The sequence below is a fragment of the Allobosea sp. GW822-FHT05A11 genome (assembly GCF_058800455.1).
Map to the genome: position 1 here is coordinate 361106 of NZ_JBXAMI010000006.1, position 22134 is coordinate 383239.

At 67.9% G+C, this 22134-nt stretch carries 22 protein-coding genes; 6 read left to right on the forward strand and 16 right to left on the reverse strand.

Annotated features, from left to right (window positions below):
• Positions 1–70: 70 nt before the first annotated feature.
• Positions 71–1396, reverse strand: coding sequence for a sn-glycerol-3-phosphate ABC transporter substrate-binding protein UgpB (gene ugpB, locus AC1RLU_RS21450; protein ID WP_091857397.1), 1326 nt, complete (start codon positions 1394–1396; stop codon positions 71–73).
• 228 nt (positions 1397–1624) lie between these two features.
• Between ugpB and AC1RLU_RS21455 the strand changes: the two genes are divergently transcribed.
• Complete coding sequence (locus AC1RLU_RS21455) at positions 1625–2803, forward strand: fumarylacetoacetate hydrolase family protein (RefSeq protein WP_492798089.1); 1179 nt, start codon at positions 1625–1627, stop codon at positions 2801–2803.
• A gap of 143 nt (positions 2804–2946) precedes the next feature.
• Positions 2947–4668: a hypothetical protein gene (locus tag AC1RLU_RS21460; protein WP_492798090.1), complete on the forward strand. Its 1722-nt coding sequence runs from the start codon at positions 2947–2949 to the stop codon at positions 4666–4668.
• 6 nt (positions 4669–4674) lie between these two features.
• On the opposite strand, the gene AC1RLU_RS21465 is transcribed toward AC1RLU_RS21460, so the two are convergent.
• Positions 4675–5571: a methylated-DNA--[protein]-cysteine S-methyltransferase gene (locus AC1RLU_RS21465; protein ID WP_248309328.1), complete on the reverse strand. Its 897-nt coding sequence runs from the start codon at positions 5569–5571 to the stop codon at positions 4675–4677.
• A gap of 313 nt (positions 5572–5884) precedes the next feature.
• On the opposite strand from AC1RLU_RS21465, the gene AC1RLU_RS21470 reads away from it, so the two are divergent.
• A complete protein-coding gene (locus tag AC1RLU_RS21470; RefSeq protein WP_492798091.1) occupies positions 5885–6499 on the forward strand; it encodes a class I SAM-dependent DNA methyltransferase in 615 nt (204 codons plus the stop codon).
• On the opposite strand, the gene AC1RLU_RS21475 is transcribed toward AC1RLU_RS21470, so the two are convergent.
• A complete protein-coding gene (locus tag AC1RLU_RS21475; protein ID WP_492798093.1) occupies positions 6484–7026 on the reverse strand; it encodes a DUF2244 domain-containing protein in 543 nt (180 codons plus the stop codon). The genes AC1RLU_RS21470 and AC1RLU_RS21475 overlap by 16 nt on opposite strands.
• Positions 7027–7046: 20 nt before the next feature.
• Between AC1RLU_RS21475 and nth the strand changes: the two genes are divergently transcribed.
• The gene (nth, locus tag AC1RLU_RS21480) at positions 7047–7748 is read left to right on the forward strand and encodes an endonuclease III (protein ID WP_492798094.1); all 702 of its coding nucleotides are present in this window, start codon (positions 7047–7049) and stop codon (positions 7746–7748) included.
• A 3-nt stretch (positions 7749–7751) separates the two neighbouring features.
• Here nth and AC1RLU_RS21485 read toward each other — a convergent pair whose 3' ends face one another.
• Genes AC1RLU_RS21485 through AC1RLU_RS21530 form a run of 10 tightly spaced genes read right to left on the reverse strand, consistent with a single transcriptional unit; the run spans position 7752 to position 17087 of the window.
• On the reverse strand, positions 7752–8696 hold the full coding sequence (locus AC1RLU_RS21485; protein WP_492798095.1) for a 2-hydroxyacid dehydrogenase: 945 nt from the start codon (positions 8694–8696) through the stop codon (positions 7752–7754).
• A complete protein-coding gene (gene deoA, locus AC1RLU_RS21490; protein WP_492798097.1) occupies positions 8693–10018 on the reverse strand; it encodes a thymidine phosphorylase in 1326 nt (441 codons plus the stop codon). Before deoA ends, AC1RLU_RS21485 begins: the two co-directional genes overlap by 4 nt.
• The gene (gene deoC, locus AC1RLU_RS21495; protein WP_492798099.1) at positions 10018–10779 is read right to left on the reverse strand and encodes a deoxyribose-phosphate aldolase; all 762 of its coding nucleotides are present in this window, start codon (positions 10777–10779) and stop codon (positions 10018–10020) included. Before deoC ends, deoA begins: the two co-directional genes overlap by 1 nt.
• Positions 10780–10782: 3 nt before the next feature.
• Positions 10783–11592, reverse strand: a complete 810-nt coding sequence (locus tag AC1RLU_RS21500) for a purine-nucleoside phosphorylase (RefSeq protein ID WP_492798100.1) — start codon at positions 11590–11592, stop codon at positions 10783–10785.
• Between the two features lie 36 nt (positions 11593–11628).
• Positions 11629–12039, reverse strand: a complete 411-nt coding sequence (locus tag AC1RLU_RS21505) for a cytidine deaminase (protein ID WP_492798102.1) — start codon at positions 12037–12039, stop codon at positions 11629–11631.
• 1 nt (position 12040) lies between these two features.
• Complete coding sequence (locus AC1RLU_RS21510; RefSeq protein ID WP_492798104.1) at positions 12041–13015, reverse strand: ABC transporter permease; 975 nt, start codon at positions 13013–13015, stop codon at positions 12041–12043.
• A complete protein-coding gene (locus AC1RLU_RS21515) occupies positions 13015–14118 on the reverse strand; it encodes an ABC transporter permease (RefSeq protein WP_492798105.1) in 1104 nt (367 codons plus the stop codon). The genes AC1RLU_RS21510 and AC1RLU_RS21515 overlap by 1 nt, the downstream gene beginning before the upstream one ends.
• A complete protein-coding gene (locus tag AC1RLU_RS21520) occupies positions 14115–14540 on the reverse strand; it encodes a VOC family protein (RefSeq protein ID WP_492798106.1) in 426 nt (141 codons plus the stop codon). Before AC1RLU_RS21520 ends, AC1RLU_RS21515 begins: the two co-directional genes overlap by 4 nt.
• Positions 14540–16066 carry an ABC transporter ATP-binding protein gene (locus AC1RLU_RS21525; protein WP_492798107.1) on the reverse strand — a complete coding sequence of 509 codons (1527 nt, stop codon included), beginning with the start codon at positions 16064–16066 and terminating at the stop codon, positions 14540–14542. The genes AC1RLU_RS21520 and AC1RLU_RS21525 overlap by 1 nt, the downstream gene beginning before the upstream one ends.
• A gap of 16 nt (positions 16067–16082) precedes the next feature.
• Positions 16083–17087 (reverse strand): BMP family lipoprotein, encoded by a 1005-nt coding sequence (locus tag AC1RLU_RS21530; protein WP_492798108.1) that lies wholly within the window; start codon positions 17085–17087, stop codon positions 16083–16085.
• Positions 17088–17257: 170 nt separating this feature from the next.
• Here AC1RLU_RS21530 and AC1RLU_RS21535 point away from each other — a divergent pair, with 170 nt between their 5' ends.
• Both AC1RLU_RS21535 and AC1RLU_RS21540 read left to right on the forward strand, forming a co-directional pair.
• Positions 17258–18049, forward strand: a complete 792-nt coding sequence (locus AC1RLU_RS21535) for a HesA/MoeB/ThiF family protein (protein WP_061971173.1) — start codon at positions 17258–17260, stop codon at positions 18047–18049.
• A gap of 47 nt (positions 18050–18096) precedes the next feature.
• The gene (locus AC1RLU_RS21540) at positions 18097–19812 is read left to right on the forward strand and encodes a hypothetical protein (protein WP_492798109.1); all 1716 of its coding nucleotides are present in this window, start codon (positions 18097–18099) and stop codon (positions 19810–19812) included.
• Here the strand turns inward: AC1RLU_RS21540 and gshB are convergent.
• From gshB to rsmI, 3 genes are all read right to left on the reverse strand, one after another.
• Complete coding sequence (gene gshB / locus AC1RLU_RS21545) at positions 19809–20753, reverse strand: glutathione synthase (RefSeq protein WP_061970968.1); 945 nt, start codon at positions 20751–20753, stop codon at positions 19809–19811. The genes AC1RLU_RS21540 and gshB overlap by 4 nt on opposite strands.
• Positions 20754–20827: 74 nt before the next feature.
• On the reverse strand, positions 20828–21223 hold the full coding sequence (locus AC1RLU_RS21550) for a YraN family protein (RefSeq protein ID WP_492798111.1): 396 nt from the start codon (positions 21221–21223) through the stop codon (positions 20828–20830).
• A complete protein-coding gene (gene rsmI, locus AC1RLU_RS21555; protein ID WP_492798112.1) occupies positions 21220–22131 on the reverse strand; it encodes a 16S rRNA (cytidine(1402)-2'-O)-methyltransferase in 912 nt (303 codons plus the stop codon). The genes AC1RLU_RS21550 and rsmI overlap by 4 nt, the downstream gene beginning before the upstream one ends.
• Positions 22132–22134 lie beyond the last annotated feature (3 nt).

Sequence of the window (22134 nt, forward strand, 5' to 3'; positions counted from 1 at the left end):
TCCTTGGAACGAGACGGCCATCCCGGGCGCAATTGCCCGGGATGGCCTCAGCTATGCAAGAGCGAAATGCTCAGCGGGCTGCAGTACGCTCGAACTGGCGCAGCATCTGGTTGCCGCGATCGACCGCCGCATCCAGCGCCGCCTGCGGCGACTTCTGGCCGTTCAGCGCCGCCTCCAGCTCCTCCGACCAGATGTCGCGGATCTGGACGAGGCTGCCGTAGCGCAGGCCCTTCGAGTTGTCGGTCGGGGCCTTGTTGGTCAGCTCGAGGATCGGGGTCTCGAGATAGGGCTTGTCCTTGTAGAAGCCGGACGCCTTGACCTTCTCATAGGCTGCCTTGGTGATCGGCAGATAGCCCGACTCGGTATGCAGCTTCACCTGGCGGTCGACATTCGAGAGGAAGGTGAAGAATTTGGCGACGCCCTTGTATTCGTTCGCCTTCTTGCCGCCCATAACCCAGAGCGAAGCGCCACCGATGATCGAGTTCTGCGGAGCGCCCTGCACGTCGGCATAGTACGGCATCGCGGCGTTGGCCCAGTCGAACTTGGCGTTCGCCTTGACGTTTCCGAAGAAGCCAGAGGAGGTCAGGAAGATCGGGCATTCGCCCGAGGTGAAGCGGCCTTCGCCATTATTGGTGCGGCCGGAATAGTCATAGGTCTTGTCCTTCTGCAGCTCGACCAGGTTGGTCCAGTGCTTCAGGAAGGCCGGGCTCTTGTTGAAGTTCAGCACGGCGTCGGCGCCGGCCATGCCGTTGACCTTGGTCGAGAGCGCGATGTTGTGCCAGGCCCCGAACTGCTCGATATTGGCCCAGGGCGCCCAGGCGTTCGAGACGCCGCATTTGTCATAGCCGGCGGCCTTCAGTTTCTTGGCGGCCTCGAAGGTCTCGGGCCAGGTCTTCGGCGGCTTCTCGGGGTCGAGGCCCGCCTTCTTGAAGGCGTCCTTGTTGTACCACATCACCATCGACGAGGAGTTGAACGGCATCGAGAGCATCTCGCCCTTGGCCGTCGAGTAATAACCGCTGATCGCCGGCAGATAGGCCGCCGGATCGAATTTCTCGCCGGCTTCCTTCATCATCTCGTGGACCGGCTTGATCGCGCCCTTGGCCGACATCATCGTGCCGGTGCCGACCTCGAAGACCTGCAGGATGTGCGGCGCCTGGCCGGCGCGGAAGGCGGCGATGCCGGCGTTCAGCGTGTCGGGATAGGAGCCCTTGTAGACCGGAACGACCTTGTAGTCCTTCTGCGAGGCGTTGAAATCCTCGGAGAGCTTGACGACGACGTCGTTATTGGCGCCGGTCAGCGCGTGCCACCACTGGATCTCGGTCTGCGCGAGGGCAGGCGAGGCGCCGGCCAGCGCAAAGGCCGCGACCGACATCAGGATGCGCGATTTGATGCTCATGGAATGTCTCCCTTCCGCGGGCGGGCGCCGCCGCGGTTCTTGTCGTTGGTGCGCAAGCTAGCATGAAGCGCAGGCGACATTTCAATGACAAATCGATGACGACCAGCGCAATCAGCCTATGGTCTGGGTCGGAGGTCCGGCATCGACCGTGACGGCCTCTCGCTTGCACATTCCGGCAGAACCGGCTGATCTGCGCTCCCCGATCCGAATCCGCCTGTGGATGCCACCATGCCCAGCCTCGACCTTGCCGTGACCACGACCCTGCCCGCGGATGCCGAGGCCGCCGCGCTCGCGGGCCGCGTCTGGCGTCCCGATCTCGGCGGACCCGCCGTGGTGACGCTGCGCGGCGGGCAGGTGATCGACGTCACCCAGAGCTTCGCGACCAGCCGCGACCTCTGCGAGACCGCCGATCCGGCGGCTGCGTTGCGCGCGGCGCAAGGCGAGGCGATCGGTTCGCTCACCGACATCCTCGCCAACACGCCTGTGGACGGCCGCGACCCGACGCGGCCCTGGCTGCTCTCGCCGCTCGACCTGCAGGCGGTGAAGGCGGCCGGCGTCACCTTCGCGGTCTCGATGCTGGAGCGCGTGATCGAGGAGAAGGCGCGCGGCAACCCGGCCGCCGCAGCGACGATCCGCGAGGAGATCGGCAAACTCATCGGCGACGATCTTTCCAAGCTGAAGCCCGGCTCACCCGAGGCGATGCATCTCAAGGAGGTGCTGATCAAGCAGGGCGCCTGGAGCCAGTATCTCGAAGTCGGCATCGGGCCGGATGCCGAGATCTTCACCAAGGCGCCGCCGATGTCGACGGTCGGCACCGGCGCGGATGCCGGCCTGCATCCGGCCTCGAGCTGGAACAACCCCGAGCCGGAGATCGTGCTGATCGTCGCCTCGGATGGGCGGATCGTCGGCGCCACGCTCGGCAACGACGTCAACCTGCGCGATGTCGAGGGCCGCTCGGCCCTGCTGCTCGGCAAGGCCAAGGACAACAACGCCGCCGCGGCGGTCGGCCCCTTCATCCGCTTGTTCGATGCCGGTTTCACGCTCGATCATGTCCGCCGAACGACGGTGACGCTGACGGTCGAGGGGCAGGACGGCTTCCGGCTGGAGGGCTCCTCCTCGATCGGGAAGATCAGCCGCGACCCCGCCGATCTCGCGGCCCAGATGATCGGCCCGCATCATCAATATCCGGACGGGGCGGCGCTCTATCTCGGCACCATGTTCGCGCCGATCAAGGATCGCGATGCGCCCGGCGGCGGCTTCACCCATAAATACGGGGACATCGTCACCATCGCCGCACCCGAGCTCGGCAGCCTAGTCAACCGGATGAAGCGCACCGATGAATGCGCAGCCTGGACCTATGGCGCCTCGCATCTGATGCGTTACCTGGCTGGGCGCGGGCTGCTCTGACCCGGCACCGGAACGGGCGAACTGACAGCAAGGCAGCAGCGAAACCGCGGGTTCTTACCGAAATTCGGCGAGAACCTGCCTTTCCGTCAGGCAGCTGGTAAGTTTTTTCTGCCACAGAGCGGGCTGGACCAGGAGGGTTCGGCGTGGCGATGAGCGAAATCGGGACAGAAAACTCCCAAATCGACGGCAAGGATTTCATCGGCAAGGGAGCAGCGATGCGCTTGGCCGGCTCGCCCCTCGCCTGGATCGTGGCTTTCGCCGCATTGGCCGTCGCGGCGCTGATCCTGCCGCTGCGCCTGCCGCTCGGGCCCAATGCCTGGGATACGGTGGTCTATCTCGACGCGATCCAGCGCATCGGCCTCGGTCAGGTCCCGACCATCGATTTCTTCGCGCCGATCGGTCCGCTCGGCTTCTATTTTGCCGCCGGGCTCGACGCCGTTTTCCCCGATGCGCAGCCGATGCTGCTGATCAACTGGGCACTGCTGCCGGTCATGCTGCCGGTGCTGGCGCTGCTTGCCGGCGAGGTCGCCCGGCGCTCCCGCCCGCAGGCTTTGGCGCTGGTGCTGCCCTTCCTGCTGTTCGCGGCGCTGCCGATCAACCTGCACGGGCTCTACCCATCGCCCGGCTTCGACGGATACGGCTTCTACAACCGCCATGTCGCCTTGCAGCTCTACCTGCTGATCGCAGCCCTATTGTTCGTGCCATGGCGCAGCTTGCAGATCGCGCTCGTGGCCGTGCTGATGCTGACGCTCTTCCTGACGAAGGTCACGGGCGCCGTCTCCGGCACGCTCCTCGTCGGCTACGCCGCGCTGAGCGGCCGGATGCGCTTCCGCGATGCGATCATCGCCGCCGGGCTCGTCATCCTCGCACTGGGCGTGCTGGAACTCGCGACCGGGCTCAGCTCCGCCTACATCATCGATATCCTGACCCTTCTCGGCCTCAACACCGGTACGCTGCTGCCGCGCTTCCTGACCGTGGCCTCGGTCAAGTTCAACGTGATCGGCCCGTCGCTGGTCCTGCTCGCCGTTCTCGCCTACGCCTCCTGGCGCGACGGTTTGCCGGCGACGCTGGCCGGCTGGCGGGCGCTCGCGGATGCGCCGATCGGCTGGTTCGCAGCAGGCCTGTTCGCGCTTGCCCTGTTCGAGACGCAAAATACCGGCTCGCTCGAATTCATCGGCCTGTGGCCAATCCTCCTGCCGCTTATCCTCGACTGGTGGGAGCGGCGCAACGACCGCATGCGGCCGGTGGTCCTCGTACTGACGCTCGCGGTCTCGCTGCCGAGCGCCGTCATCTGCATGGAGCGCGGGATGCGCGCGGTGATGGGCGGGGCGACCTATGTCGCACTCGACGTGCCCGATCTCGGGCCGCTCGGCCGGATCAGCGTGAAGCCGGACATCGCCGCACGCGCCGCCGCGATGCTCGACCACTACGCCACGCAGCCCGAAGGCTATCGCGACCTGATCCGGCGCGACATCCTGCCGTCCTATATCCTCTATTCGGAGATCGACTACCAGGCGACCTGGATGCTCGAGATCCAGCAGGCGGTGACCGCGATCAAGGCCTGGGAAGCCGCCAACAAGCGCGAGCTCAACGGCTTCTTCACCTTCGATTTCGTCGATCCGCTGAACTATCTGCTGCAGCGCATGCCGCCGCGCGTCGTGCCGGTCGGAGTCGATCCCGGCCGCAGCACGCCGGACCTGCAGCCGGGCACCATCGAGGCGCTCAGGCAGACCGACGCGATGCTGATGCCGAAATGCCCGGTGACGACGCCGCGCGAGATGATCCGCAGCCATTTCGCCGCAGCGCTCGAAGGGCGCGAGCGGATCGCGCTCGCGCCCTGCTGGGACATGTATTTGCGGAAGTGACCGGGATCAGCCGGCCGCCGTCTGGCCGGCTTCCCAGCCGAGGATGGCGCGCTTGCGCGTCAGGCCCCAATGGTAGCCGGTCAGCGCGCCGGACTTGCCGATGACGCGGTGGCAGGGCACCACGAAGGAGATCGGGTTCTTGCCGACCGCCATGCCGACGGCCCGCGCCGCGCTGGGCTTGCCGATATGGTTGGCGACCTCGCCATAGGTCGTGGCGCAGCCGACGGGGATCCGCAACAGCGTCTCCCAGACCCGCACCTCGAAATCGGTGCCGATCAGGACGACACGCAAAGGCGTCTCCGCCGACCAGGCCTTGGGCTCGAAGATGCGGCCGGCATAAGGCGCCGTCAGCACCGGGTCGTAGTGATAATCGGCATGGGGCCAGCGCCGCATCATGTCGGCCAGCGCTTCGGCCCGCCCGCCGACGACCTTGCCGCCATCGGCGCTGTTCGAGACCCAACCGAGGCCGGCCAGGCCCCGCTCCGTGATCACCACCAGCGCCTCGCCGAAAGGCGATGCGTGGAAGCCATAGGAGAGCTTGAGACCTTCGCCGCCGGTCTTCCATTCGCCGGGCGACATCGCCTCATGCGTCACGAAGAGATCGTGCAGGCGGCCGGGACCGGAGAGGCCGACCTCAAGCGCCGTGTCGAGAATGCTGGCCGAGGACGACAGCAGCCCCTTGGCATGGTCGAGCGTGATCGCCTGCAGGAAAGCCTTCGGCGTCAGGCCGCACCAGCGCCGGAAGAGGTGATGGACATCGGTCGGGGTCGCGCCGGCGGCTTCGGCGATCGCCTCGATCGTCGGCTGCTCGCGCCAGTTATGGGTGATGAAGGAGAGGATGCGCCGGACGGTGTCGTAGTCCGAACCGGGGGCGACCGCCGGGAAATCGGCCTCGCTTGGCATCGCATCGGTGGCGCGCGCCAGCACCGCATTGGAGAAGCGCGTCGGGGTCATCGCCGTTTTCATGGGAGCATGAGCGTTCATTGGAACCTCGCATCGTTCGTCATGATGCGAATCTAGGGTGCCCACCATGCCGTTCCCACCCGAAAGCTGGCAAGGGCGGGGTTGCCCCCCGCATCGTCCCCATCCTCAGCCCTCATCCTGAGGAGCCGCGTTAGCGGCGTCTCGAAGGATGTTCCAGATGGTTCCGGAGCTTCCTGGAGCATCCTTCGAGACGGCCCTTGCGGGCCTCCTCAGGATGAGGGCTCATAGGGTCATGACCTCTCCCGCCGATGCCATCATCGATCTCTACCAGCGCCACGCCGCCACCTATGACGGCCTGCGCGGCAAGACGCTTATGGAAGGCCCGTGGCTCGCGCGTTTCCGGGACCTGCTCGCGCCCGGCGCCACGATCCTCGATATCGGCTGCGGCACCGGGCAGCCGATCGCCCGCCATTTCATCGAACACGGCCATGCCGTCACCGGCGTCGATTCCGCCCCGGCGATGATCGCGCTGTGCCGGACGCGCTTTCCCGAGGGCGACTGGCAGGTCGCCGACATGCGCCGCCTCGCCCTTGGCCGCCGCTTCGACGGGCTGATCGCCTGGGATTCGTTCTTCCACCTGACGCCGGAGGACCAGCGCGGCATGTTCAAGGTCTTTGCGAGCCATGCCGCGCCGGGCGCAGCCCTGCTGTTCACCAGCGGCCCGGCGCATGGCGAGGCGATCGGCAGCTTCGAAGGCGAGGCGCTCTATCATGGCAGCCTCGATCCCGGGGAATACCGGACCCTGCTGGCGGAGAGCGGTTTCGCCGTCATCGACCATATCGTCGAGGACCCAAGCTGCGGCGGCCATACGATCTGGCTCGCCGCAGCGGCTCAAGGCGTGCCGTAATCCGGCCCGCGGCGGGCGCTCGACAGGGCCGAGCCCAGCGCATCGGCGAAGCCGGAACGCTCCTGCGGCGAGAGCGCGGAGGCGATCGCGACGCTCTGCCCGCGCGAGACCAGCGTCAGGGCGAGCAGGCCGTAATCCTCGTCCGTCTGGCGTTCGAGCCGGGTCCAGGCCGGATTGAAGCGCCAGACCGCCTCGCGCCCGTGATGCGAGACCTTGCGCAGAAAAACCTCCAGCGGCGTCACCACGATGCGCTCGAAGGCGCGCGCATGCCGGAAATTGACGTGGAAGGCGACGAAGAGCGCGACGATGTCGAGCCCGAAGAAGCCCGCGACGGGCCAGGCACCGAGCAGGACGAAGGGAAGCGAGGAAATCACGCTGGCGAGGCAGACCAGCGTCATCACGATGCGGAAGCCGTTCTGGCCGAGCGATCGATGCGGCGTAATCGTGGCATCGAAGACCGGCCGCTGCGACGCGTCCGCGATCTCGCTGCCAAAGCTATCACTGCCAGGGCTATTGCCGGAGGTCATGCGACGATTATAACGCCGTCATGGATCAGCGGAACAGGCCCCCTCGCACGGCTGCGCCGGCAAAGCGCATCACGTTGCCGCGCGCGCGCAAGCCGGCGGAGATCCGCGAGATCTTCACCCGCTTCCAGGCCGCCAATCCCGAGCCCAAGGGCGAGCTGGAATCGGTGAACGCCTTCACGCTGCTGGTTGCGGTCGTGTTGTCGGCGCAGGCGACCGATGCCGGTGTGAACAAGGCGACGCGCCCGCTCTTCGCCATTGCCGACAGCCCTGAGAAGATGCTCGCGCTCGGCGAGGAAACCGTGCGCGACTACATCAGGACGATCGGGCTCTACCGCACCAAGGCGAAGAACGTGATCGCGCTCTGCGAGCGGCTGATCGCCGAATTCGGCGGCGAGGTGCCGGCGACGCGCGAGGCATTGGAGAGCCTGCCCGGCGTCGGCCGCAAGACCGCCAATGTCGTCCTCAACATCGCCTTCGGCGAGGTCACCCATGCGGTCGACACCCATGTCTTCCGCATCGCCAACCGCCTGCGCATCGCGCCCGGCAAGAACGTGGTGCAGGTCGAACTCGGGCTTGAGAAGGCGGTACCGCCCGAATTCGGCCGACACGCCCATCACTGGCTCATCCTGCACGGGCGCTATACCTGCAAGGCGCTGCGCCCCGAATGCCTGCGCTGCATCCAGAACGACCTCTGCGATTCCGCGGACAAGCGGATCGCCTGAGGCTCAGTAGCCTCGCGCCGGGTCAACCAGGTTGAGCAAGGGCTCGCCCGCCTCCAGCCGGCCGATCTGCTGGGCAACCGCCGTGGCGATCGCTTCGGGTTCCGACATCGCCGAATTATGCGGCGTCACCGTCACGCCCGGATGGCTCCAGAGGGCTGAGTCCACAGGCAGCGGCTCGGTCTCGAAGACATCGAGCGTCGCGCCCTTCAACGTGCCGGCGTCAAGCGCGGCGAGGATGTCGTCCGCGACCTGCAAGCCGCCGCGCCCGGCATTGATCAGGAACGGCCCGCCGAGGCGCCCGTCCTGCGCGAGGCCCGAAAGCAGCTCGGCATTGATGATGCCGCGCGTATCCGGCGTCAGCGGCAGCAGGCTGACGAGGATGTCGGTACGGCCGAGGAACGCCTTCATGCCGTCCTCGCCGGAGAAGGTCTGGAGACCCTCGATGGTCTTGGGCGAACGGCTCCAGCCGGCGACGTCGAAGCCGATGATGGCGAGCTTGCGCGCCGCATCCTGACCGAGTTCGCCCAGCCCCATGACGCCGACGCGGACCGCGCGGGCGGCCGGCTGGTTGCGGTCGTCGTCCCAGAGCGCCTCGCGCTGCTGGCGGTCGTAGCGGCGCTGCTGGCGCAGGTAGATCAGGCAATGCAGGACGATATATTCGCTCATCCGGGTCGTCAGATCGGGATCGACGATGCGTGCGATCGGCGCCGCCGGGAGCTTGTCGTCGGCGAAGAGGAAATCGACGCCGGCGCCGAGCGAGAAGATCGCGGCGAGATTGGGCAGGCCGGTCAGGCTGCCGGGCGGGTGCTTCCAGCTCGCGACGTAATGCACGGCGCGACGGTCGAAGGGCTCGCCGAGGACGACGACAGGCATATCCGGCAGCAGCGCCTGGAAGCGCGCCCGCCAGTCCTCGATATGCCAGCCGGTCATGGCCAGAAGCAAACTCATCCCGACACCCTCTCCGTAATCCGTTCCGCGACCAGCGGGCCGCGCGCCGCACCCTCTCCGATCCGGTAGGCCTTGCGCAAGCGCTCGCTTGCCGCAGCGTAGCCGGCGTCGTTGCGGGCATGGACGATGCCGAGCGGCCGGTCGGGCCCGACGCCGTCGCCGATGCCTGCCAGCGCGACGATGCCGACGGCATGGTCGATCGGGTCCTGCGGCCGCACCCGGCCGCCGCCGAGCGCGACGACGGCAAGCCCGACCGCGCGCGTATCGACGGAAGCGACGGTCCCGGCCGTTTCGGGATAGACCGGCTTCACGACCGGCGCGGCGGCGAGATGCTTCTGCGGCGCCTCCAGCAAATCGACCGGGCCGCCCAGCGCCACGATCATGCGGGCGAAGCGCTCCGCCGCGGCGCCCGAGGCGAAGGCCTGCTCGATCTTCGCACGGGCGGTGTCGAGATCCGGGGCGAGCTTGCCGAGCAACAGCATCTCGGCGGCGAGCGCGACCGTGACCTCGTGGAAGCGCGGCTCGCGGCGCCGCCCCGTCAAATGGTCGAGCGCATAGGCGACCTCGAGCGCATTGCCCGCGGCCGAGGCGAGCGGCTCGCTCATATCGGTCAGGAGCGCGTTGGTCGGCAGGCCGGCGCCGTTGGCGACGCCGACCAGCGCCTGTGCCAGCGCCTGCGCCTTACCGTAGTCGGGCAGGAAGGCGCCGGAGCCGAACTTCACGTCCATGGCGAGGCCGTGCAGGCCGGCGGCGAGCTTCTTCGACAGGATCGAGGAGACCAGCAAGGGAATGGTCTCGACCGTCGCGGTGACGTCGCGGATGGCATAGAGGCGCTTGTCGGCCGGCGCGAGATCGGCGGTCTGGCCGATGATGGCGCAGCCGGCTTCCCGCACCACCTTGCGAAACAGGGTGATGCCGGGCTGCGTGACGTAACCCGGCACCGCGTCGAGCTTGTCGAGCGTGCCACCGGTATGGCCGAGGCCGCGGCCGGAGATCATCGGGACATGACCGCCGCAGGCCGCGACCGCCGCCGCCAATGGCAGGCTCACCGTATCGCCGACGCCGCCGGTCGAGTGCTTGTCGAGAGCGGGGCCGGGCAGGTCGTCCCAGCGCAGCACAGTGCCGGAATCGCGCATGGCCAGCGTCAGCGCCACGCGCTCGCGCTCGTTCATGCCGTTGAAATAGACCGCCATGGCGAAGGCGGCTGCCTGCCCTTCGCTGACAGAGCCATCGGGCAATCCGGCGATGAGCTGGCGAATATCGGCATCGGACAGTTCCGCACCGTCGCGCTTGGCAGCGATGATCTCCTGGGTCAGGCGCATCAATAGCCCCCACGCGGCGCGGCATCGGGCGCGGCGCCATCGATGGCCTCGACGAGCGCGCCATAGAGGCCGCTGGCGCCGAAGCGGAAGGTCATGGGCGTCGCCCAATCCTCACCCATGATCGCGTCGGCGAGATCGAGATAGCGCGTGGCATCGACCAGCGTCCTGATGCCGCCGGACGGCTTCAGCCCGACGGGGCGGCCTGCCTCCGCAATGACGTTCAGCACCACGCGCGCGGCGGGGATGCTGGCCGCGTTCGCAGTCTTGCCGGTCGAGGTCTTGACGAAATCGGCGCCGGCCGCGATGGCGAGCTCGGAGGTGGTCCTGACCTTGTCGAGATTGGGATATTCGCCGGTCTCAAGGATCACCTTCAGCCGCCGCTCGTCGCAAAGTCCCTTGACGTTGCGGACCATTGCGGCCGCCGAGGTGACATGGCCAGCGAGAACCGCCCGCCAGGGCAGGACGAGGTCGATCTCGTCGGCACCGGCGGCGAGCGCCTCTTCCGTCTCGCGCATGGCCGGGGCGATCGGCGTGTCGCCATCGGGAAAATTCACCACGGTCGCGATGCGGACGGGGCCGTCTCCCAGTTCAGCGCGTGCCGTCGCGACGAAGCGCGGCCACAGGCAGATCGCAGCGACCGGCACCGGGCCCGACACGGCGCGTCGGCAGAGGTCGCGGGTGCCTTCGTCCGTGGCATCGTCGGCAAGATCGGTGAGATCGAGCAGGGTGAGCGCCCGCCGGGCGAGATCGGCATCGGACATGGCTTACAACTCCGACAGAAAGGCGCCCATCAGGCGCCGCAGCGAGCGCGAAGCCATGGCGGCGACATCGCGCGTCTCGGCATGATGCGGTGTGCCGCCATGAAGGCCTGCACCCATATTGGTGACGATGGACAGGCCGGCGACGCGCAAGCCGCAGCGCCGCGCCAGGATGACCTCCGGCACAGTCGACATGCCCACGAGATCGGCGCCCAGCACCTTCGCCATGCGGATCTCGGCCGGCGTCTCGAAGCTCGGCCCGGTGAACCACATGTAGACGCCTTCGCCGAGCGACAGCGCCGCCTTTTCGGCCGCGCGCTTGAAGCGGCCGCGCAGATGCGGGTCATAGGCATCGACCATGGGCACGAAGCGGCCGTCGCCCCTGTCGCCGATCAGCGGATTGGGGCCGTTCAGGTTGATATGGTCGGTGATGAGAGCAAGGCTGCCCGGACGCATCTCCGCCGAGAGCGAGCCCGCCGCGTTGGTCAGGACCAGCGGCGGCGAGCCGAAGGCGGTGAGTACGCCGAGAGGCACGCGCATCACCGTGGAATCGCCGCCCTCGTAATAATGGGCGCGCCCCTGGTAAATCAGGACCTTGCGGCCATGCAGCGTGCCATAGCAGAGCTGGCGGGCATGGCCGGAGACCTCGCCGCGCGGGAAGCCGGGCAGATCGGCATAGGGAATGCGGATCGCGTTCTCGATATCCTCGGCGACGGCGCCAAGGCCGGTGCCGAGCACGATCGCGCAGTCGATCGCATCGATACCCCGGTCCGCCAGGATGGATGCCACCTCGTCGAAGGCCGGATCGGCCGCCATCGTACGCTCTCCTCTGGCCCCGCGACGCGGCCCAAATCACCGCGGCAAATTGGCCGGTCCGAAGGAGGCTGGCAACAGTTCCTCCAGCGTGAAGCGCGCCCGGATGCCTTCGGGGCCGGCGATCGCAACCGGCGTCTCCGGCGCGGCGAATTCACGGATGCGCTGGCGGCAGGCGCCGCAGGGCGTGACCAGCTCGGCACCCTCGCCGAAGACGAGCACCGCCCGGATCGCCTTCCCGCCGGCCGCGACCATCGCCGCGATCGCCCCGGCCTCGGCACAGGAGCCGACGGGATAGGCGGCGTTCTCGACATTGCAGCCGGCATGGACGGCGCCGTCATCGGCCAGCAATGCAGCCCCGACCTTGAAGCGCGAATAGGGCGCGTAGGCGCGCGGCTGGATGGCGGCGGCAGCGGCGAACAGGGCCTCGAAATCGATATCGGCCGGCAAATCAGCGTTCCTTGACATAGGGCAGGCCAGAGGCTTTCGGCGGTGTCGCCCTGCCGATGAAGCCGGCGAGCAGGATGATGGTCATCAGATACGGCAAGGCCTGGATCGCTTCCACCGGCACGAGGCCGATACCGGGCAATGTCACGCCCTGAAGCCTGATCGCAACCGCGTCCAGCAGGCCGAAGAGCAGGCAGGCGCCGAGCGCAGGCCAAGGCCGCCAATTGGCGAAGATCACGGCTGCGAGCGCGATGAAACCACGCCCCGCCGTCATATGCGGCAGAAACCCGGCAGATTGCGCCACGGCGAGATAGGTGCCGCCGATGCCGCAGAGCAGGCCGCAGATCGCAACGGCGCCATAGCGCAGGCCCGCGACCGAAAGGCCGGCGGTATCGACCGCCGCCGGATTCTCGCCGACGGCGCGGATGCGCAGGCCGAAGCGCGTGCGCTTCAGGACGAAGGCCGTGACGACCACGCAAAGGAAGGCGAGATAGGCCGGGGCGGCATGGCCGGAGACGACCTCATCATAGATCAGGCCGAACCCGGGGACGTGCTCGCGCGCCCAGCGGGCGAAGGGCAAGGTGAGGTCGCCGAAGCGGGCCGCACCTTCGAGCGAGGGGGTGCGCCCGCCTTGCCCGTACCAGGCATTGCCGAGCACGACCGTCAGCCCCGCCGCCAGCATGTTGATGGCGACGCCAGAGACGATCTGGTTGCCGCGCCAGGTGATCGCGGCGAAGCCATGGACCAGCGCCAGCGCCAGCGATGCCAGAATGCCGGCGCCAAGCCCGATCCAGGCCGAGCCGGTGGCGAAGGCCGCGACCGCCGAGGCGAAGGCGGCGACCAGCATCTTGCCCTCCAGGCCGATATCGACGACGCCGGCCCGCTCCGACCACAAGCCCGCCATCGCCGCGCAGATCAGCGGAATCGACAAACGGATCATCGAATCGAGGATGACAGCGAGGAGCTGGAGCAGGTCCATCAGGCCGCTCCCCGGCCAATGCGCAGCACGGTCGCAATGGCCCGGCGGAACAGCCCGTCCAATGCGCCGGCGAAGAGCACGAGCACGCCGCCGATGACCACGACCATGTCGCGAGTGATGGCCGGCTTGTCAAAGGAGAGCTCGGCACCACCCTGGTAGAGCACGCCGAAGAGCAGGGCAGCGAGTCCGACGCCGGCCGGGTGGCCACGGCCCATCAGCGCGACCGCGATGCCGACGAAGCCGTAGCCGGCGGTGAAGTCGAGCACGAGCCGGTGCTGGACGCCGAGCGCCTCGTTGACCGCGAGCCCACCGGCGAGCGCGCCCGAGATCGCCATGGCGATCATGGTCACCGCAGCAGGCGAGATGCCGGCATAGGCGGCGGCACGCGGATTGGCGCCGACGGTACGGATCGCATAGCCCAATCGCGTCCGCCAGATCAGCAGCCAGACGGCGAAGAGCGCCATCAGGGCCGGGAAGAAGGCGCTGTTCAGCGGCGTCGCGGGCAAAGTGAAACCAAAGGGCGCCAGCAATTGGTGCATCGGCATCAGCACGGCCTGCACCGGGAAATCCGGTGTTTCCGGCTGCATCGAGCCAGGCCTGCCGATCACCTCGCGCAGGAGATAGACGATCAGCGTCGCCGCGACGAAGTTCAGCATGATCGTGGTGATCACGACATGGCTGCCGCGCTTCGCCTGGAGCCAGCCGGGAATGAAGGCGTAAGCCGCGCCGCCCGCCGCCGCCGCGAGGATTGCGAAGGGCGCCGCAAGGAATCCTGGCAAGGCGGGGACCGCGAGGCAGGCGATCGCCATGGCGATGCCGGCCACCGTCGCCTGCCCCTCGCCGCCGATATTGAACAGGCCGGCATGGAAGGCGACGGCGACCGCGAGCCCGGTGAAGATGAAATTCGTCGCGTAATAGAGCGTGAAGCCGATGCTCTCCGTACTGCCGAGCGCGCCGCGCAGCAGCAGCGCCGTCGCCTCCAGCGGGTTCTCGCCGATGCCGACGACCACGAGCCCGGCGACGAGGAGTGCCGCGGCGACCGAGACCAGCGGCACCAGCGCGACATCGGCCCAGCGCGGGAGGTCGACGGGGACGGCGCTCATCCGGCGAGCGTCACGTTGCCGACGGCGTCGAGCGGGAAGAAGGGATTATGCGCGAGTTCCCAGAGATGGCCGTCGGGATCGGCGACATAGCCGGAATAGCCGCCCCAGAAGACCTTTCGGGGTGATTTCACTGCCGCCGCACCCGCCGCGACCATCTCCGCGAACAGCGCATCGACCTCCGCCTCGCTGCGCAGGTTATGCGCGAGGGTGATACCGGAAAAGCCGGCTGCGCTATCCGCGATCTCGGCATCTTTCGCCAATTCGGTGCGCGGAAACAGCGACAGGCCGATGCCGTTCAACTGGAAGAAGGCGATGCTCTCCTGGCGCGGTTCGATCTCGTGCCAGCCCAACGTGGCATAGAAACGCCGTGATCGGCTGAGATCGCCGACGCCAAGTGTCACCAATGTCAATCTCTGGTCCATTATGCGGCCTCCTCGACGCCAGCCATCAGCAGGCCGAGATCGCGCTCATCCGCGGTCTCCGCTGCCCGCTCGCCGGTGATCCGGCCGCCGCATAGGGCGATGATCCGGTCGGAGAGCGCCATCACCTCCTCGAGCTCGACCGAGACGAGCAGGATCGCGACGCCCTGATCGCGCAGCGCCACCAGCCGGCGATGGATGAACTCGATCGCGCCGATATCGACGCCGCGCGTCGGCTGGCCGACGAGCAGGACCTTTGGGCCGCGCTCGATCTCGCGAGCGAGCACGATCTTCTGCTGGTTGCCGCCGGAGAATTTCGCGGTCTTCAGCGCGGGGTCGGGCGGGCGCACGTCATAGGCCGCGAAGGCCTCGCGGGCATGGGCCTCGATACGGGCGGGCGAGAGCAAGGGGCCGGAGCCGAAGGCTGGGTCGTGCTGGTAGCCGAGAATGGCATTCTCGGCGGCGGAGAAGGCAGTGACGAGGCCGCTGCGCTGGCGATCCTCGGGAATATGCATCAGGCCGCGTTCGCGCAGCCGCGCCGGATGGCGATCCGCCGCCGCGAGAATCTGGCCGCCCAGCCGGATCACGCCGCGGCTTGGCTGGATCAGGCCCGCCAGCACCTCCAGCAATTCGCTCTGGCCATTGCCCGCGACACCGGCGATGCCGACGATCTCGCCTTCATGGAGCGTGAGATTGACGTCCTTCAGGGTCTCGGTGCCGCGCCCGTCGCGGCAGGAAAGGCCGACCGCTTCGAGCACCGGTGCGCCGCGCTGGTGCGGCCCCTTCTCGACGCGCAACAGCACGCGCCTTCCGACCATCGCCTCGGCCAGGGCCGGCGGCGAGGTTTCGGCGGTCGCGACATGGGCGACCATCTCGCCACGGCGCATCACCGAGACCCGGTCGGTCACCTCCATGATCTCGCGCAGCTTGTGGGTGATCAGGATCACCGTCTTGCCCTGCGCCTTCAAGGCGCGAAGCAGGGCGAAGAGCTGGTCGGCCTCGGCCGGGGTCAGCACCGCGGTCGGCTCGTCGAGGATCAGGATCTCGGCGCCGCGATAGAGCGCCTTGAGGATCTCGACGCGCTGCTGCAGGCCGACGGAGAGTTCTCCGACGATGGCATCGGGATCAATCGCGAGACCGTAGTCCCGCGAGAGCCGGGCAAGCGCGGTCCGCGCCTTGCCGATGCCGCCTTTCAGGAAAGCTCCGCCTTCGGCGCCGAGCACGACGTTCTCGACGACGCTCAGCGTCTCCACCAGCATGAAGTGCTGATGGACCATGCCGATCCCGGCAGCGATCGCATCGGCCGGGGAGCGGATGCGGCGCGGCGCGCCCGCGATCCTGATCTCGCCGGCATCGGCCTCGTAGAAGCCGTAGAGGATCGACATCAGCGTCGACTTGCCGGCACCGTTCTCGCCGACGATGCCGTGGATCGAGCCGGCCGCAACCGAGAGGGACACGTCCCTGTTGGCCGCGACCGGGCCGAAGTGCTTGGAGATGCCGACAAGCGCGATGGCGGGCGCGGAACTCAAGTGAGTCGCCCGCGCCTCACATCGTGCATTTCTGGTCGGACATGTAGTCGTGGACCTTGACGGTGCCGGCGATGATGTCGGCCTTGGCCCTGTCGGCGGCGGCCTTCATCTCGGGCGTGATCAGGCTCCGGTTGTTGTCGTCCAGCGCCCAGTCGATGCCGCCTTCCTTGAGGCCGAGCACGGAGATGCCCGGCTTCCAGGAGCCGTCCTGAGCTGCCTTGAAGGAATTGTAGGCGGCGATGTCGACGCGCTTCAGCATCGAGGTCAGCACCTTGCCGGGATGCAAGGCATTCTGGTTGGAATCGACGCCGATGCCGAGCTTGCCGGCATCCGCCACCGCGCGGAGCACGCCGATGCCGGTGCCGCCGGCAGCGTGATAGACCACGTCGGCGCCGCGATCGATCTGCGACTTGGCGAGCTCGCCACCCTTGACCGGGTCGTTCCAGGCCGCCGGGGTCGAGCCGGTCATGTTCTGGAAGATCTCGGCATCGGCCTTGCCGGCCTTGACGCCCTGGACATAGCCGCAGGCGAATTTGCGGATCAGCGGGATATCCATGCCGCCGACGAAGCCGACCTTGCCGGATTTCGAGGCCATCGCCGCGAGCAGTCCGACGAGATAGGAGCCTTCATGCTCCTTGAAGACGATCGACTGCACGTTCGGGAGGTCGACGACCATGTCGATGATCGTGAATTTCAGGTTCGGGAACTCGGCCGCGACCTTCTGCAGGGCGGTCGCCTGCGAGAAGCCGACCGCGATGATCGGCGAATGGCCGTCGCGGGCGAAGCGGCGCAGCGCCTGCTCGATCTGGGCGTCGTTGGTCGGCTCGAAATCGCGGAACTCGACATTCGTCTCCTTCTTGAACTTCTCGGCGCCGATGAAGACGCCCTCGTTGAAGGATTTGTCGAACTTGCCGCCCTTGTCGTAGACGACTGCCGGCTTGATCGGCTGGGGCTGCGCCAGTGCCGCGACAGTCGAAAGCACGACGCCGGCAAACGCCGCCGCGAAAGAACCCAAACGCATGGAAGCGATCCCCTGTTGCAGCCGGGCGCCGTTGTCCGGCCCTCGATCGCGGCACGATGACATGGCTGCGCGACGCGGCCAAGCTGGCGAAAGGTCATGTTCATCACGACCGCGCGGCCGCGCCGCAGGGCGATTGCCCTGGAGCCGCCACCGGCCTTAGGCTGTCGCCCATGATGCTGAACGACGACGAGATCGAGCGCTATGCGCGCCATATCGTCCTGCCGGAGATCGGCGGGCCGGGCCAGCAGCGGCTGAAGAACGCGCGCGTGCTGGTGGTCGGGGCCGGCGGGCTCGGCGCGCCGCTGCTCCAGTACCTGGCGGCCGCGGGGGTGGGGAAGATCGGCATCGTCGACGACGACATCGTCTCGCTCTCGAACCTGCAGCGCCAGACCATCTTCACGAACGAGGATATCGGAGCGCACAAGGCGGTGGTCGCGGCGCGCTTCGTGCGCAACCTCAACCCGAATGTCGTGGTCGAGGAGCATGTCACGCGGCTCGATCCGCATAATGCCCGCGCGCTGATCGCCTTCTACGACGTCGTCGCCGAAGGCTCCGACAATTTCGCGACGCGCTATGCCGTGTCCGATGCCTGCTTCCACGAGCGCAAGCCGGTGGTGATGGGCGCGCTCGGGCGCTTCGACGGTTCGCTGACCACGATCCGCGCCCATGAGGCCGGGCCGGACGGCAAACCGAACCCGACCTGGCGCTGCCTCTTTCCGGACGCGCCGCCGCCCGGCGCGATCCCGACCTGCGCGGAGGCCGGCGTGCTCGGCGCCCTGCCGGGCGTGATCGGCTCGCTGATGGCGCTGGAGGTCGTGCGCGCCATCACCGGCTTCGGCGAGCCGCTCGTCGGAAAGCTCCTGCTGGTCGATTCCCTGACGATGCGCTTCGAGACGCTGCGCTATGGCTGGGACGAGGCCAATCCGCTGAACGGGCAAATCCTGGCCGAAGGCCGATCTTAACCCGTATCTGCTAGCCAATCCCCGTCGAAAGCACGGGGAAGGGCATAATGCAGGCCGACGGCACGATCGAGGCGGGAGTTACGACCGAGGCGCGGTGGCTTCCGAGTCTGCCGCTCGTCCTGCTTGGCGCTGCCGTCCTGATCTGCGCCCTGCTGCTGACGCAGCCCCTGACGCTGCCGCTCGGACCGATGTACTGGGACCTCGTCCTCTACCTCGACGCCGCCAACCGGATCGGCGACGGCCAGGTGCCGCTGATCGATTTCATCGCACCGGTCGGGCCGCTCGGCTACTGGCTCTTCGCCGGGTTCGATGCGCTGTTTCCGCGGGCGCATCCGCTGCTCACGGCGCAATGGTGCCTGTTCGCAGTGACGGCTCCGGCGATGGCGGTCATCCTTCACACGGTCGGCCGGCAATCACGCGCCAGGGCGATGGCGCTGCTCCTGCCCTATCTCGTCTTCCAGATCCTGCCGATCAATGTCGAGCACTACTCCTTCTTCCCCGGCACCGACGGCTTCGGCATCTACAACCGGCATGTCAGCATCGTGCTCTACGTGCTGGTCTGCGGCCTCATCTTCCTGCGCGGCCCGGCGCTCGGTGCCATCATCGGCTGGACGCTCACCGCGCTGTTCATGATCAAGATCACCGGCTTCCTCGCCGGTGGCCTGATCACGGCCTTCGCGTTCGCCGCCGGGCGGATCAGCCTGCGCGACAGCCTCCTGATCGCAGCCGCCGCAGGGCTGGCGTTGATCGGCTTCGAACTCGCAACCGGCCTCGTCAGCGCCTATCTCGGCAGCATCCTCGCGCTGATCGCGATCAATGCCGGCGGCATCCTGCCCCGCTTCGTCCAGGCGGCCTCGCTGCATCTCGACATCGTCGGCGCGGGAACGGCGCTCGGGCTCGCCCTGTTCTGGCTGGACCGGCGCGACATCACTGATGCTGCGCTCGCGCTGCGCCGCCAGCCTTCCGCCGCCGGCTTCGTCCGCCTGCTCGACCGCGACGTCGCCTGGCTCGCGGTCGTCCTCGCCGCGGGGCTGTTCTTCGAGACCCAGAATACCGGCGGGCAGGCTTTCATCTTCATCTGGCCGGTGCTGCTGATGATCCTGTCGCGCTGGCTCGGCAGCGGCCGGCGCGGCGCGCTCGTTGTCTGCGGCCTCGTCGCCGCCACCGCCATCCCGCCGGCCGAAACCGTGCTCCAGCGCGGGGCACGGGCGCTGATGGCGCAGGCGGGCTATGCCGCCCTGCCGAACCAGCATCTCGGCCGGCTCGGCCAGGTCTCGCAACATGCCGACGTCATGAACCGCGCGAGCGCGATGCTCGACATCTACGCGGCTCATCCCGCGACCTTCCGGGAATTCACCGCACGGGAGATGCTGCCGTCACCGCAGCTCTATTCGGAGCTCGATTTCCAGGCGTCCTGGCTGATGGCAGTCGACGAGGGGGTCGCGGCGATCCTGGCGCATGAGCAGGCGAGCGGGCGCCGCTTCGAGACGATCATGAGCCTCAACTTCGTCAACCCGTTCCCCGCCGTGATGGGCCGCAGCGCGCCGCGCGGCATCGCCATCGGCGCCGACCCGTTCCGGGCCGTGCCGAAGCCGGACGATGCCGAGATCACGCTCGCCCGCGAGGCGGATCTCGTGCTCTATCCGCTCTGCCCGGTCACCGTCGCGAACGAGGCCCTGCGCAAGATCTACGCGCCGGTCCTGACGGGCCGGCGGGAGATCGCGCTCGGACGCTGCTGGAAGGGTTATGTCAGCGCGGGCTAGCGGCCGCGCTTCGTCTCGATCACGTCGAAGAGCTGCGCCGCCAGGTCCGGACCGCCGAGCTTCTTGATCGCGCGCACGCCGGTCGGCGCGGTGACGTTGATCTCGGTGAGCTTGCCGTGGATCACGTCGATGCCGACCAGCAGCAGGCCGCGCTCGCGCAAGGTCGGGCCGATCGCCTCGCAGATCGCCAGCTCCTGCTTCGACAGGTCGGTCGGGCGGGCCGCGCCGCCGCGCACCATGTTGGCGCGCAGGTCGCCGACCGCCGGGACGCGGTTGACCGCGCCCGCCGCCTTGCCGTCGATCAGGATGATGCGCTTGTCACCCTCGGTGACCTCCTTGATGAAGCCCTGCACCACCCAGGGCTCGCGGAAGAGGTTGCTGAACAGGTCGAAGAGCGAGCCGAAATTCGGGTCGGTCTTGCTGGTCTTGAACACGGTCGCGCCGCCATGGCCGTAGAGCGGCTTCATGACGATCTCGCCATGCTCGTCGCGGAAGGCCTCGATCTCCGCCCTGTCGCGGGTGATCAGGGTCGGCGGCATCAATTCCGGGAAATGGGTGACGAGGATCTTTTCGGGCGCGTTGCGCACGGAAGTCGGGTCGTTGACCACCAGCGTCTTGGGGTGGATGCGCTCCAGCATATGGGTGGTCGTGACATAGGCCATGTCGAAGGGCGGGTCCTGCCGGAGCAGCACGACGTCGAGCCCGGAGAGATCGACCTTTTCCTCCGTGCCGGCGGTGAAATAATCGCCTTCGACGTCGCGCACCTTCACCGGGCGCATCGGCGCGGTGACCTTGCCGTCGCGCATCGAGAGCTTGTCGGGGGTGTAGGTATAGAGCGTATGGCCGCGCGCCTGCGCTTCCAGCATCAGCGCGAAGCCGGTATCCCCGGCGATCCGGATGCGCTCGATCGGGTCCATCTGGATGGCGACGTTGAGGCTCATGACAGGCTTCCTGTTGCAGGCAGGCGGTTCTTATCGGACCGCGGACCGGGTTCCTGCAAGTGGGTGGCCTTGCGTCAGAGGACAAGCGCGAAGGCGGCCGGCACATGGCGCGGCCGGCGCCAGGGCGCCAGGAACACCGCGTCGGCGCGCAGATGATGGTTGGCGGCCCAGGCATTGCGCGAAAGCCAATGCCTTATGCGCCGCTCGACGAGGCGCTGCTTTTCCGGGGTGATCGCGATCATGGCGTCATCGAGGTGCCTACGCGCCTTGACCTCGACGAAGGCGATGGTGCGGCCGCGCTTCATGACGAGGTCGATCTCGCCGCCCTTGCCGCCGAAACGGCGCTCCAGCAGGCGATAGCCCTTCGCCGTCAGCCAGAGGATGGCGAGCCATTCGGCGCGGCGTCCGGTCAGGCCGGAGCGCTTTGCCTTATGGCTGCGCCCGCCCGGATCGGTGCCGGCCCTGGTCACGGATCGTCGCGGGTCAGTTCGAGCGCGCGGGCATAGACCTTGCGGCGGGGCTGACCGGTCTCGGCGGCGACCTGCGCCACGGCTTCCTTCAGCGAGACCTTCGCCAGTGCCGCGCGCAAACGCTCGTCGATCGCCTCGTCGGTTGGAACGAGATCGGCGGCGCCGGGCGGACCGATGATCACGACGATCTCGCCGCGCGCCTCCTCTTCGCCATCGTAATGGGCGGCGAGTTCGGGAAGCGTGCCGCGCCGGACCGTCTCGTAGAACTTGGTGAGCTCACGCGCGACGGCGCCGGGCCTCGCGCCGAGCACGGCGGCGGCGTCAGCCAGCATCTCGGCGAGGCGGCGGGGCGATTCGAAGAAGACCAGCGTGCCGGGAATGGCGGCGAGTTCGGTCAATCGCGTGCGACGCCCACCCGATTTCGGTGGCAAAAAACCCTCGAAGAAGAAGCGGTCGGTCGGCAGGCCGGCCAGCACCAGCGCCGCCAGCACGGCGGAGGGGCCGGGAATGCCGGTGACGGGCAGGCCCTCGGCCACCAGTTCGGCGACGAGCTTGTAGCCGGGGTCCGAGACCAGCGGCGTGCCGGCATCCGAGATCAGGGCGAGCTTGCCGCCCTCGCGCAGCTTCGCCAGCACCTTCGGACGCATCTGCGCGGCATTGTGCTCGTGGTAGGGCAGGAGCGGCGTCGATATCCCGTAATGCGCCAGCAGCGTCTTCGACGTCCGGGTGTCCTCGGCCAGGATCGCATCGGCGGCGGCGAGCGTCGCCAGCGCCCTGAACGAGATGTCGCGGAGGTTGCCGATCGGCGTTGCGACGATGTGGAGGCCCGGCGCCAGCGGCTCGGCCTCGGCCCTCAGGCCGAAAGCGGTATAGCTGGGAGCGCGGGGGGGGGCGGCAGTGTTCGACATCCG